The sequence below is a fragment of the Providencia sp. 6390 genome, assembly GCF_058148425.1.
In genome coordinates this window covers 970123-983755 of record NZ_JBYVYL010000001.1, presented here as the reverse complement: position 1 = coordinate 983755, position 13633 = coordinate 970123, and the positions used below count along the sequence as shown (strand labels likewise).

Annotated in this window: 11 protein-coding genes; 7 read left to right on the top strand and 4 right to left on the bottom strand. The window is 39.4% G+C overall.

Annotated elements, in window-relative coordinates; genetic code table 11:
* Positions 1-152 precede the first annotated feature (152 nt).
* Complete coding sequence (ydgH, locus tag AC3Z9T_RS04725) at positions 153-1103, bottom strand: DUF1471 family protein YdgH (protein WP_490125040.1); 951 nt, start codon at positions 1101-1103, stop codon at positions 153-155.
* A 382-nt stretch (positions 1104-1485) separates the two neighbouring features.
* Between ydgH and pntA the strand changes: the two genes are divergently transcribed.
* Positions 1486-3018 (top strand): Re/Si-specific NAD(P)(+) transhydrogenase subunit alpha, encoded by a 1533-nt coding sequence (pntA, locus tag AC3Z9T_RS04720; protein WP_490125039.1) that lies wholly within the window; start codon positions 1486-1488, stop codon positions 3016-3018.
* 13 nt (positions 3019-3031) lie between these two features.
* A complete protein-coding gene (pntB, locus tag AC3Z9T_RS04715; RefSeq protein ID WP_490125144.1) occupies positions 3032-4420 on the top strand; it encodes a Re/Si-specific NAD(P)(+) transhydrogenase subunit beta in 1389 nt (462 codons plus the stop codon).
* 63 nt (positions 4421-4483) lie between these two features.
* Here the strand turns inward: pntB and uspE are convergent, their stop codons facing one another.
* Together uspE and fnr are read right to left on the bottom strand one after the other, a co-directional pair.
* Positions 4484-5425: a universal stress protein UspE gene (gene uspE, locus AC3Z9T_RS04710; protein ID WP_490125038.1), complete on the bottom strand. Its 942-nt coding sequence runs from the start codon at positions 5423-5425 to the stop codon at positions 4484-4486.
* A 132-nt stretch (positions 5426-5557) separates the two neighbouring features.
* Positions 5558-6316, bottom strand: coding sequence for a fumarate/nitrate reduction transcriptional regulator Fnr (gene fnr / locus AC3Z9T_RS04705; protein ID WP_070928604.1), 759 nt, complete (start codon positions 6314-6316; stop codon positions 5558-5560).
* A gap of 341 nt (positions 6317-6657) precedes the next feature.
* On the opposite strand from fnr, the gene AC3Z9T_RS04700 reads away from it, so the two are divergent.
* From AC3Z9T_RS04700 to AC3Z9T_RS04680, 5 genes are all read left to right on the top strand, one after another.
* On the top strand, positions 6658-7668 hold the full coding sequence (locus AC3Z9T_RS04700; protein ID WP_490125037.1) for an NAD(P)H-quinone oxidoreductase: 1011 nt from the start codon (positions 6658-6660) through the stop codon (positions 7666-7668).
* Positions 7669-8064: 396 nt separating this feature from the next.
* Positions 8065-10005, top strand: coding sequence for a pyridoxal phosphate-dependent decarboxylase family protein (locus AC3Z9T_RS04695; protein WP_490125036.1), 1941 nt, complete (start codon positions 8065-8067; stop codon positions 10003-10005).
* A gap of 83 nt (positions 10006-10088) precedes the next feature.
* Positions 10089-11237: a tyrosine transporter TyrP gene (tyrP, locus tag AC3Z9T_RS04690; protein WP_490125143.1), complete on the top strand. Its 1149-nt coding sequence runs from the start codon at positions 10089-10091 to the stop codon at positions 11235-11237.
* 379 nt (positions 11238-11616) lie between these two features.
* Positions 11617-12168: a PadR family transcriptional regulator gene (locus AC3Z9T_RS04685; RefSeq protein WP_490125035.1), complete on the top strand. Its 552-nt coding sequence runs from the start codon at positions 11617-11619 to the stop codon at positions 12166-12168.
* Positions 12161-12367, top strand: coding sequence for a DEAD/DEAH box helicase (locus AC3Z9T_RS04680; protein ID WP_490125034.1), 207 nt, complete (start codon positions 12161-12163; stop codon positions 12365-12367). Before AC3Z9T_RS04685 ends, AC3Z9T_RS04680 begins: the two co-directional genes overlap by 8 nt.
* A gap of 361 nt (positions 12368-12728) precedes the next feature.
* On the opposite strand, the gene AC3Z9T_RS04675 is transcribed toward AC3Z9T_RS04680, so the two are convergent.
* On the bottom strand, positions 12729-13526 hold the full coding sequence (locus AC3Z9T_RS04675; protein ID WP_490125033.1) for an IclR family transcriptional regulator: 798 nt from the start codon (positions 13524-13526) through the stop codon (positions 12729-12731).
* Positions 13527-13633 lie beyond the last annotated feature (107 nt).

Here is a 13633-nt window from a genome sequence, read left to right as displayed (position 1 = left end):
ATTCTACAATGAAATGGCAGTTATGCAATGGAAAAATATGCACTTCTAGAAGATTTTTATTCAGATAGGATGCTTAGAAATATGGAGTGGCTAAGTTAGAAAACAAAAAAGCCAGTTCTTTTGAAACTGACTTTTTTAAAGTTTAGTGTGATTTATTTGAATAAATCAGCGCTGATAGTCACACTACCACCGTTAGATTGCCATTCACGAGTGATATGGAAGTATTTAGCACCTTTTGCTTCAGCACGCTTAGCGATCTGGTAACGGACTTCTGGTGTATTAGTGTAATAGCCAGAGAAAGTGATTGAATCAAATGGAACCATTTGTGCAGCGGCCATTTTATTAACTTCTTCAATCACATAACCATTTGGCAATGTGACACTGGTTTTACCCGGTGCACTGCTTGAGGTTTCGAAGAAACGGCCAACAGCAACAGTTGGTTCCTCAGATGAAGCAACACCTGGAATGCGAACTTTTTTAGCAGCTTCGCCACCTTCAGCAAGTAACGCTCTTCCTGCTTCTGAATCGGCAGGAACCACAGCTTCTTCAAGTTGAACTTGGCGTTTTGGTGCATCTTTTTTGTAAACATAAGCTGTTGCGAGGGTATTACCACCATCGTTTACTGCAATGTTACGTACCACATAGAATGAAGCTGCATCTTTCTCTTTGGCTTTTTTAGCAATGGCTTCGTACAAGTCGGGTTGAGAAGGGTAAAATCCACTTACAGTTACCGCATCAAACGGTTCATACTGTGCAGCATCATCTTTTGTCATTTCCTCAACACCACCAAATACGCGGCGTTTGTTTTCTTCTACAGGTTTAGCGTCTTTTTGATAAAGATCTGCGACAACTCGCATATTACCGCTATCACCCACATCATCTAAGCTTTGGATGTAGAAGGCATAAGCGCCTACTTTGTCAGCTCGACGTGAGACGGCATCGGATGCTTCATAAATAGCATTAAAGCGCCCAGTTACTGTTATGCGCTCATAAGGTTTTAACTCTTCAGCCTGTTTTGGCGTCAGTTCAACAGCTGCCTGTGTAGCAGTAATACTGGTTAATGATAACACCGCGGCTGCGATGGCCGTAGTTTTCAGCTTCATACAAAATCCTTCCGACTTGCGCAATTTATTTTAAAAGTGCTGAATCTTAGTTGTACCACATGCTTGTGATTATTACACGTAACTTGCCAAGTTGTCTCATCATTTTCTTTTTATAAGAAATAAATAATCATTGACTAGTCATTATTACCAGTTTTTTTAAGCTATCCAGTGTTTTATTGACCTAAAACTAAGATTTTCACTGTGATTTCCATTTACTGTCTAAGAAACGAGATCAATTATGGATCAAGAAGCTTATTTTCAGTAGGTTATTAGAACATGATAGGAGTGTTTTGACTAAAAATAAGACTTTTCCATCTAAAATGGTCAATTTTTAGTAAACTGAATAAAGACAAAATTACTTTAGCTTTGAAAAGGGAACATTATGCGTATTGGTATACCAAGAGAACGACTTGCCAATGAAGCTCGTGTTGCTGCTACACCATCGACTGTGACTCAGTTACTTAAACTCGGTTTCAGCGTTTGTGTAGAGAAGGATGCGGGGCATTTAGCAAGCTTTGATGACGTAGCATATGAACAGGCAGGGGCTGAAATTGTTGATCGTGACACAGCATTTTCGGCAGATATCGTTTTTAAAGTTAATGCACCACTGGAAGATGAAATTCCATTATTCAAAGAAGGCGCGACCTTAGTTAGTTTTATTTGGCCAGCGCAAAATCCTGAATTATTGGATGCATTAAAAGCAAAAAATATCAATGTCATGGCAATGGATGCTGTACCACGAATTTCTCGTGCTCAAGCGCTTGATGCACTGAGCTCAATGGCAAATATTGCAGGTTATCGAGCCATTGTGGAAGCAGCTCATGAGTTTGGCCGTTTTTTCACCGGTCAAATCACTGCTGCGGGTAAAGTGCCGCCAGCAAAAGTAATGATTATCGGTGCCGGTGTCGCTGGTTTGGCTGCAATTGGTGCCGCAGGTAGTTTGGGTGCTATTGTTCGTGCATTTGATACTCGCCCTGAAGTGAAAGAGCAAGTACAAAGTATGGGCGCTGAGTTTCTTGAATTAGATTTCAAAGAAGATGCGGGTAGTGGCGACGGTTATGCAAAAGTGATGTCAGAAGCTTTTATAAAGGCAGAAATGGCATTATTTGCAGCTCAAGCTGAAGAAGTTGATATTATTGTTACTACAGCACTGATCCCAGGTCGTCCAGCGCCTAAATTGATCACTAAAGAAATGGTTGCATCAATGAAACCCGGTAGTGTTATCGTCGATTTGGCTGCGCAAACGGGCGGTAACTGTGAACTGACTCAGGCAGATAAGTTAGTTATTACCGATAATGGTGTCAAAATCATTGGTTATACTGATTTGCCTAGCCGTTTACCAACTCAATCTTCTCAATTGTATGGTACAAACCTCGTTAACTTAATGAAGTTGTTATGCAAAGAGAAGGATGGTGAGATCAACATTGATTTTGATGATTTAGTCATTCGTGGGGTCACCGTTGTTAAGCAAGGTGAAATCACTTGGCCAGCACCACCCATTCAAGTATCTGCTCAGCCGCAGGCGAAGCCTCAAGCGGCAGAAAAAGCGAAAGCACCTGAGAAGAAGAAAATGTCGCCTGCTGTAAAATACAGCTTGATGGCATTGGCAATTATTCTATTTGGCTGGTTCGCAAATTCTGCACCGAAAGAGTTTTTATCACACTTCACGGTATTTGCACTTGCTTGCGTGGTGGGTTACTACGTTGTTTGGAACGTAACACATGCACTACATACGCCGTTAATGTCTGTAACAAATGCGATTTCTGGTATTATTGTTGTCGGAGCCGTGTTGCAGATAGGTTCAGGGGGATGGGTTGGTTTCTTATCCTTTATCGCTATATTGATCGCCAGTATCAATATATTCGGTGGGTTCACTGTTACCCAGCGTATGTTAAAAATGTTTCGTAAAGGATAAGGGGTAACTTATGTTGTCAAGTGGAATTGTGACAGCAGCTTACATTGTTGCTGCTATCCTATTTATTTTTAGTCTTGCAGGGTTATCACGCCATGAAAGTTCCCAAAGAGGGAACAGTTATGGTATTGCAGGGATGGCGATTGCTTTACTGGCAACGATCCTTGGGCCAGATAGTGCCAATATTGGTTGGATGATTGTTGCAATGGTGATTGGTGCCGTAATCGGTATCCGCTTAGCCAAAAAAGTTGAAATGACAGAAATGCCTGAACTGGTTGCTATTTTACATAGCTTCGTTGGTTTAGCGGCAGTACTTGTTGGGTTCAATAGCTTTATTGCGAGTGAAGGACATTTGGATGCTGTGATGGAAAATATCCATCTAACAGAGGTTTTCCTTGGTATTTTCATCGGTGCAGTGACCTTTACTGGTTCGATTGTGGCTTATGGGAAACTATCAGGTAAGCTTTCATCCAAACCAATGATGCTACCAAATCGCCATAAGTTGAACCTAGCAGCATTAGTTGTTTCATTTGTCCTATTGCTGATCTTTGTTAAGACAAGCAGTGTCGGTCTGCAAGTGTTTACTATGCTGATCATGACAGTGATTGCATTAGCGTTTGGTTGGCACTTAGTTGCATCAATTGGTGGCGCGGACATGCCAGTTGTTGTTTCTATGTTGAACTCATATTCAGGTTGGGCAGCCGCAGCCGCTGGGTTTATGTTAAGTAATGACCTGCTGATTGTTACGGGTGCCTTAGTGGGGTCATCAGGGGCAATCCTGTCTTATATTATGTGTAAGGCAATGAACCGCTCGTTCTTCAGTGTTATCGCTGGTGGGTTTGGTACAGACGGTTCATCAACTGGTAGCGAAGAAGAAATGGGTGAGTATCGTGAAACAACTGCAGAGGAGGTGGCTGAACTGTTGAAAAACTCAACATCTGTCATTATCACCCCAGGCTATGGATTGGCAGTTGCTCAAGCACAATACCCAGTGCATGACATCACCGCAAAATTACGTGAACGTGGTATCAATGTTCGTTTTGGTATTCATCCGGTTGCAGGGCGTTTACCGGGCCATATGAACGTGTTATTGGCCGAAGCAAAAGTACCTTACGATATTGTATTAGAAATGGATGAAATCAATGATGATTTCTCTGAGACAGATACCGTATTGGTGATTGGGGCGAACGATACAGTTAACCCTGCGGCACAAGAAGATCCAAACAGCCCAATTGCAGGTATGCCTGTATTGGAAGTTTGGAAAGCAAATAACGTGATTGTATTTAAGCGATCAATGAATACTGGGTATGCAGGCGTACAGAATCCATTGTTCTTTAAAGAAAATACACAGATGTTGTTTGGCGATGCGAAAGCCAGTGTTGATGCTATTTTGAAAGCACTATAAATAATAAAAGCTCTGTAGCCGAATCGCTACAGAGCTTTTTAATTTACTGAAAGTTATGTTGGACTAATCATCAACAGTAATAGGGCACACAAAGCCATCAGGTTTGATTGCCAATAAATCACATTTCAATTTATCGATAACATGCTCGGCTGTATTGCCTAAAAAAGCCGCAGAAATTCCTGTCCGACCTAAGATCCCAAGTACTACAACCCCTGCATGTAACTCTTCGCACATTTCAGGAATAATTTTTTCAGGTAATCCTTCACGAACATGGGTATATTTTTCATCAATTGAAAATTTTTGGCGTAACTCTTTCATTGCGATGAGATGCTGGCCGCGTAACGCATTGTTATAGAGACTTGGGTCAAAGTCAGGTAATTCGATAGCAATGTTCATCGGTGCAACTGGGTAAGCACTGACTAAATGGATTTCTTGCTCTTTAACGATCCGTGTTGCCAAGTCTTTGGTTTTCTCAACTAATTTGATATTGAGATTATCATGATAAGACTCTTCATTTGACAAGTTGACCGCAACAACTACAGAACCATGATCTGGCCAGACCTTATCTTTAACCATCCATACTGGGCAAGGACATTTCCTTAGCAAATGCCAGTCTAGAGGTGTAAAAATAATGGATTCAAAGTTGTCAGTTTGATGAGCCATTTTCAGTAATAAGTCATGTTCACCACTGATGACTTCCTGAATGATGGCTTCATAAGGCTTATTATGCCAAATGACTTTAATTTCTACCTCAATACCTGCCTCTAGGTAAAAATGAGCTTGCTGCTTGATCCACGCAGCTTTTTGGTTAATGACCCCTTTACGCATTGCATCTCGTTCTTCAGGAGACAATAAGGTAGTCATATCATAGGAAAGATCGTAGATAGGTAAGAATGCTTTAATCCGTCCACCATTACGTTGCACTATATAGACAGCACGTCGTAATGCAGGTTGATCATCCTGATTTGGGTCAATTGCAACTAGGAGATTTCTATAGTTTGCCATATTAAAATCCTCATAACGGCTGGACATTCCTTAACAAAGATAAACTAAGGTATTGAGGAATAATAGGCAAGATTTGAGAAAAAATAATCGTGAAAGGGTCACAAATTGACATTTGTGACCCGCGAGATAACACTATGGGCAGGAGACAGTGGAAACTTTACCAGCGATATCAGTCAGTTTTTCCATATCTTCGATCGTAATGTATTTACCTTTAACACTCAGCATGCCGCTTTTTTGGAAACGTCCTAAAAGACGGCTAATGGTTTCAACGGTCAGACCTAAATAGTTACCGATATCACCGCGTGTCATGGTTAAGCGGAACTCTCTTGGTGAGAAACCACGCTCTGCAAAACGATGAGATAAATTAAGAATAAATGCAGCTAAACGTTCTTCGGCATTTTTCTTGGATAATAAAAGGATCATTTCTTGATCACCTTTTATCTCTCCGCTCATCAAACGCATAATTTGTTGGCGTAGATTTGGCATCTTACCAGACAAATCATCGAGTGTTTCAAATGGGATTTCACAAACCATTGATGTTTCAAGTGCTTGTGCAAAGCTTGGGTGCTGTGTATGGATAATTGCGTCAAAACCAACCAAGTCACCAGCTAAATGGAAGCCAGTAATTTGCTCATCACCTTCTTCTGTAATGGTGTAGCTTTTGATTGTTCCTGAGCGGATAGCATACAAAGAACGTAATTCATCACCAGCCTTAAATAATGCTTGGCCTTTTTGAATTGGTTTTTTACGTTCGATAATATTATCAAGTTGATCCAGTTCGTGTTCATTCAATGTAAAAGGAATACACAGTTGGCTAATACTGCAATCCTGGCAATGAATAGCACAACCACCAGACTGGATGCGACGAACAACTCTTTTTTCTGGGATCATATTACATGCTCAATACAAGTTAAAATTATTGATATGAGTCAATTTTAACATAAGATAAAGCGACTGGTAAGTAGAAAGATAAAACAGAATTATCTAGAAAAGAAAATCTCATAAAAACAATAGGGTTGGCTTACTACGCACAAATAGATATAACTTTATGATATTATTGATTTAACTTAAGAGCGAAAAAAACAAAAAAAATTCTAATAGGTAAAAGGGGTGATCTAATTCATATCTATCTAAAAGTTATATTTCGATAGTCTTAAAAAATTAACATTACCCCTAATATTTAAACAAACATGTAATATTCGATTCAAATTGAAATTTTCTAGGAGTTATAAATGGAAAATAACCAATTAAATATTCCCACTACAATGAAAGTCGTTAATGTTATTACGCCTGGAGGTGCAGACAAACTGCAAATTATAGAACAACCCCTACCAACTATCACTGAAGGGTACTTATTGGTTAAAGTTGAAGCAGCAGGGGTTAATCGACCTGATGTGTTACAACGAATGGGCGCTTATCCACCGCCACCTGATGCATCGCCAATTTTGGGTTTGGAAATTGCTGGAACTATTGTTGCAAAGGCAAATGATGTAGATAAATGGCAGGTTGGTGAGCGGGTGTGCGCATTGGTCGCAGGCGGTGGTTATGCAGAATATTGCTTAGTGCATAAAGATATTGCATTACCCCTAGGCAATTTATCCTTCGTTGAAGGCGCGGCAGTACCTGAAAACTTCTTTACTGTTTGGGCGAATGTTTTCCAGATCGGTAAATTATCTAAAGGCGAAAGCGTTTTGATCCATGGCGGAACATCAGGAATAGGTTCTGTCGCTATCATGTTGGCAAAAGCGTTTGGTGCTACGGTAGTCACAACGGTAGGCTCCGCAGAAAAAGCTGAAGTGGCTAAATCATTAGGTGCTGATTGTATTATTAATTATAGAAATGATGATTTTGTCCAAAAAACTCTCGAATATACGCATTCTAGAGGCGTTGATATGGTTGTTGACATTGTGGGTGGTGAGTATGTGGCTAAAAATTATCAGGTTGCAGCCAAGTTTGGGCGGATCATACAAATTGGTATGATGCAGGGAAATCCCAAAAATCTTAACCTAATGCCCTTAATGTTAAAGCGTTTAGTTCATACAGGATCAACGATGCGTTCTCGTACAATTGCAGAAAAAGCGAGTATAGCTCAAGAGCTAAAAGATCAGGTATGGGGCATGTTACAAAAAGGTGAATTAAAACCTTTTATTAACAAAACCTACCCGCTGAGTGCTGTGTCTGATGCACATCTACATATGGAGTCAGGCGATTTGTATGGAAAAATAGTCTTAATTAATAATTGATTGTAGTTTGTCGGACATTTGAATAACCATGATAAACTTGTGTTATCATGGTAAGTTTATAAATGCCATCTATAACAAACTCTTTACATTTTCAAGCTATTTTGGCGTAAATATCTCTTTACAGCAGACAATTTTTCTAAATTTTGTTCTTGCGCACAAATCCGATTTAAATAAAGAGCCGTTTATTAATATTTTAATGAATATGCATTATATCTATATCTAAGTTGGCTCTTTAACGGCTTGTCTATCAAAAAAACTCTTAGCTGGCAGCAATATTATTAATATATTGCTGTCTTTTAAAGACATGCATTCCGTTATATCACTTTCCAATGATAGTAGTTACCTAAATTAAATATGACTCTTCATCACGGGTTATGATTTAAAGGTGTAGTGATAATGACAAATTTTAATAATTCAAAAATGAATGTAGATGCTTTATTCCTTGGGCCTAAATCTGAAAATGCGGTATTTTTCAGAGAAATGATGGAATATGCAGTCACTGAACATATGCATTGGCGTTCTGGCTACCACCCTGAAGATCCTGAGTATGTTACCACTGTTGATCGTTATGCCCCTGAATATCGAGATACGTTGTATCGCACTGAAGGCATTCTAAATCAACTTTCCTCAAAGTTAAAAACAACATCAATTCCTTGGTTTTCACCGCGTTACATGGGGCACATGAATGCGGATACTTTGATGATTTCCAATCTAGCCTATGTCATGGCGATGATGTATAACCCAAATAATTGCGCTCAAGAGTCCTCTCCGACAACAACAGTGTTAGAGTTAGAAGCGGGTTTAGATCTGTGCGCTATGTTTGGTTATGACGTAAATCGTTCTTGGGGGCATATAACATCAGGCGGCACTGTTGCTAACTACGAAGGATTATGGGTTGCTCGCAATCTTAAAACATTGCCACTAGCCATGGCTAAGCATCCTCAAGCACAGCATTTGTTAAAAGACAAGACGGAAAAGGCATTATTAAACATGCCAACGGATGCCGTTTTAGACTTGATTGATGAATTAAAGAAAAAAGGCATTTTTGAACAAGTTAGAGACATGACGTGTCGAGGTGAGGGCGTTGAACAGGGGAAATTAGGTAAGCTGCTCGTTCCACAGTCGAAGCATTATTCATGGATGAAGGCGATGGATATTTTAGGTTTAGGCCAACAAAATATTGTCCAATTACCTGTTGATGCCCGCTATCGCACTAATACTGAACAAATGAAGCAAATCGTATTTTCATTAATTGAACAAGGCGAGCCTATTTTAGCTGTTGTCGCTGTGGTGGGAACAACTGAAACGGGGGCAATTGATAATGTGGCTGAGCTGATTGCGTTACGCAAAGAATGCGAATCCCGTTTTGGTATCTCTTTTTATATCCATATTGATGCTGCCTATGCAGGTTATGCATGTGCCATGTTCCGAGACGAAAATAATCAATTCATTGAATATGATGCTTTGATCGAGCGTTATCATAATGAAGGTATTTTCCCTTCAGATGTTATTTGGCCGAAGCCTGATGTCTACCAAAGCTTTAGAGCATTGCAAGAGACTGACTCCATCACAGTTGATCCTCATAAAGTCGGTTTTATCCCTTATGCAGCTGGCGCTATTTGTATGAAAGATAGACGCATTGTCGATCTTATCTCTTATCATGCCGCTTATGTGTTTGAAGAAGTTGCAGAAAAAGGGCGAAAAGCAGAAAAGCCACAAAATGTTTTATTAGGATCTTCAATTATGGAAGGTTCAAAAGCCGGTGCAACAGCGGCGGCGGTGTGGGCAGCGCATCGTTTAGTGCCTTTAAATATTCTTGGTTATGGCAAGGTGATCGCGGCAGGGTTGACGACGGCAAACTGGATGATTGAAAGCATGAATGCCAGCGAGTCATTTGAAATCGATGGGCGTAAATTTCAAATCGTCGCAATGCCAGCCCCTGATTTCCATATGGTCAACTTTATGTTTCAGGAAGTCGGTAATTATTCATTAGAAAAACAAAATCAGCTAAACAAACGCCTCTATGAATTATGTTCTTATGCTGCTGGACGCTCTTATACCAATGATTTTTTGACTTCCTCGACGTCATTAACGGCTGAGGAGTACGGCGATAATCCTCAAAATTTTTGCCGATTTATGGGGTTCAGCGATAAAGAATGGGAAAAAACACATTCTTTATATGTGTTGCGTGCCGCAATTATGACTCATTGTTTACGAGACAAGCAGCATTTTAACGATTTTTGGTTGGAGCTAAAAAGCATTTTTGAAAGTAAATTGCAGCAACTAATCGATGAAGAAAATAAGGTCAGTCATTCAAAACAAAAAATAGTTATATAAACTTTTTGGCTTAGGATCTCAAAATGAAGAATCGTACACTTGGTAGTGTTTTTATTGTTGCAGGAACGACAATTGGTGCGGGTATGCTTGCTATGCCTATCGCCGCAGCAGGTAATGGTTCATTAGTTAGCTTAGTGATGTTATTCGCACTATGGGCACTGATGTGTTATACCGCATTGTTATTAGTTGAAGTGTATCAACATGAATCTTATGAAACAGGTATTGGTAGTGTTGCGCAGCGTTATTTAGGTTCAGGTGGTAAATTTATTACGGGCTTTAGCATGATGTTTCTGATGTACGCACTCACTGCGGCTTACGTCAGTGGTGCAGGGGAAATTATCACATCAAATTTAAAAAGCAGTTTTGCAATTGAAATGGCTGATTGGATGGGGATCGTCATTTTCACCGTTATCGGTGGAGGGGTGGTCTGCTTTGGTACCTCTTCTGTCGATTTTATCAACCGTATACTGTTTGCTGCAAAAATCGTTTTTCTGATAATTATTTTAGCGCTAATGATGCCACATGTTGAGCAACAAAATTTATTATCAGCACCAACAGAAAAAGTTCTTATCCTGTCTGCAATTCCTGTGTTTTTTACCTCATTTGGCTTCCATGGTAGTGTGCCAAGTATCGTTAAATATATGGGCGGAAACGTGAAAAAATTACGGGTAATTTTTATTATCGGTAGTGCGATCCCGTTGATTGCTTATATTTTGTGGCAAATCGCGACATTAGGTAGCATAAACACAACCACTTTTGTGGGTATATTGGCAGAGAATTCAGGTCTAAATGGCTTACTTGATGCGATCCGCAATGTGGTTATGTCAGGTCGAACTGAGTTTATCGCTCAGATGTTTATGAGTTTAGCTTTAGCAACTTCATTTTTAGGCGTGGCATTAGGTCTATTTGACTTTTTAGCCGACTTGTTTAAGCGTCAAGACAACATGTCAGGGCGTATCCAGACTGGTTTGCTGACTTTTCTACCACCGTTAGTTTTTGCTCTGTTTTATCCGAGAGGGTTTGTGATGGCATTAGGTTTCGCAGCTATCGCTTTATCGATCCTCGCGTTATTGCTACCAAGTGCGATGGCATTTAAATCACGGCTAGCTAATGGTAAAAAATACCAAGTTAAAGGTGGTGCGCCTGCGTTATTGGTTGTATTTATCTGTGGGATCATAGTTATTGGTATCCAATTTGGTATTGCATTTAACTTATTACCTAATATTGGCTAGCAGTAAAATAGGGTATTAAATTACATAACCAGCCGTAATTTGTCGGCTGGTTTTTTTTATTTCTAGTTTTTAGCCGTTGTAGTCTAGACTTGATTATTGACATTGAACACATTGAGGTAATTTTAAGCTATCAATCTGAGCTATTGAAATGATAGCTATTGGGAAAGGGCATGTTTTGATAAAGTGCACAGGTAGATAAAAGGCGTTATCGACTTAGGTTTTCACTCTCTTCATGGCATTATCCATTAATCTACATAATAATAATTCTCATTAGCATTTTATGCCAAAAAACAGATATATCTAAACTGGTATTTTTTGCAAATTAGACTATGATATCGATATATCGGTTTTAAAATTGTATGGATAACTGAGAATACGAATGACAGATGAACAACAACCAGAGCAGTGTATTTGCGATGGTAAAAGTTTAAGCAGAATGTTTAACCCAAAACAGCTGCGTATCTATATTCTGCATTTACTCGCGGATGGCTCGAATTACGGTTATGAGTTAATCAAAAAAATAGGGACAGAAACCGCAGGGTTCTATTGTCCAAGCCCTGGGGTAATTTATCCAACCTTAACATTGTTAGAAGAGCTTGGTTTTATCGTAGCTCAGAAAGAACAAGGGAAAGGGCGAAAGTGTTTTTCACTGACCCCAGAAGGCAAATGTTTTTTGTTACTGAAGGCTGATATTTTAGAGCAAGTAAAATATAAGCTGAATTATGCGCAAGAGCTAAAAGCAGGCAATCAGCATGCTAAAGAAATTGAGATTGCCGTTGAGAGGTTTAAGTCGCTGCTAAGACATAGAATTGTCTTACAACAACTCAGTTTAGATCAATCAAAGCAAGTTGTTGAAATTATTAATCGCGCAGTAGAGCGTATAGAACAGGTTAACTCCGTGTTGACAAGTGAAGGAAATGAACATGGCTAAAACCAATGAAATTATTCAAGCTAAAGGGCCTTCTTATATGAAAGATGCCGTGAAAAAAAACTCGGAAGAGCATAAAGAAGTCGTAGAAGAAAATGCAGAAGCTCTCTCGAGCAAAAAAGCGACTTTTAAAGAAGTTGTCTGTCCTAAAGTTCCGACCTCTTACTTTAAGAGAGCAAAGCGTCAGCGCAGTGGCAAATAGCTCGCCAATAAATTTATTATTCATGGCTGGGTTTTGTGCATAGCAAAATACGTTATCGTTATTTTGATACGTTATCGTTATTTTGTTATGTCGGCTGTAATCTTATTAAGAAGTCATGAAAATAAAAATGTGAGCGCAGATGCAGATGAGAGTTGCCTTTTGTTTTGTGTAAGAACTCGGCGTCCATATCAAAGCGGGTAACTCTTAATTTTTGTGTTGAGCTGTCAAACCTAAATAACTCGCATCAAAATTAATTTTGATATTGAGTGATTGCACACCCAATATTAAGTTGATTTGAGATTAAACGATGTGAGATAGAGGCTTCGAGTTAAAGACGATCAACGCTTAATTTTTCGTGATCTTAAAACTCTCTATAAAGCTTGTTCCCACGAAACCCTATATTGTGGGATAAATTAAGGGCGGCCTCAGAAATCAATTTCCCTAAAATCGCTATACGTTCTGGATTGTTTTTTATTTTGGTAAATAGACTCGCGATGCTAATAGCGGCTTGAGCTTTACCATAAGCATTATAGATTGGTGCTGCAACACAAAATACATCCATATTGTGTTCACGGTCGTCAATAACATAACCACGTTGACGCGATTCGGCGATAATATTAAAAAATTGTTCCTCGCTAGTGATAGTATAGGGTGTTACTGGCTTTAGCCCTCCCATGCGAGTAATCGTTGTTTTTATTGTTTCATCAGGCATTGTGGCTAATAATGCTTTTCCTAAACCGGTGCAATACATTGGATTATTAGAGCCGATACCTGCTGAGGTACGAACTGATTCAGGGCTTTCTACTTTATCTAAGTAAACGAGTAATCCATCATTTTCGATGGCTAAAAATGAAGTTTCTTTGGCTTCAGCAGATAAATCTTCCAAAATAGGGCGAGCAGCTTTATGTAAAGGTGTTTGATCCAAATAGACTGCCCCCGTTTGGAATAGTTTTACTCCCAACTTAAGCGACTTGAGCCGATCATTGGCGAGATCTAGATAACCTTTATCTAAGAGCGTCGTAATAATATCGAAAGCGGTGCTTTTGGGGATAGCTAGCTGTCGACTAATTTCTGAAATAGTTAATTCATCTGGGCTTTTTGCCACCAATTCAAGCATATCTAGCGCCCGCGCAACAGAACGATTAATTTTTTTTTCCACGATAGCCCGCTCTTTCATTCTAATAAGTTGTTATCTTATACAAGATATTGATAATTAACAATTGAACCGTAAGTTAGTCCACACTTTTACTTTTAAAAGTATGCTCT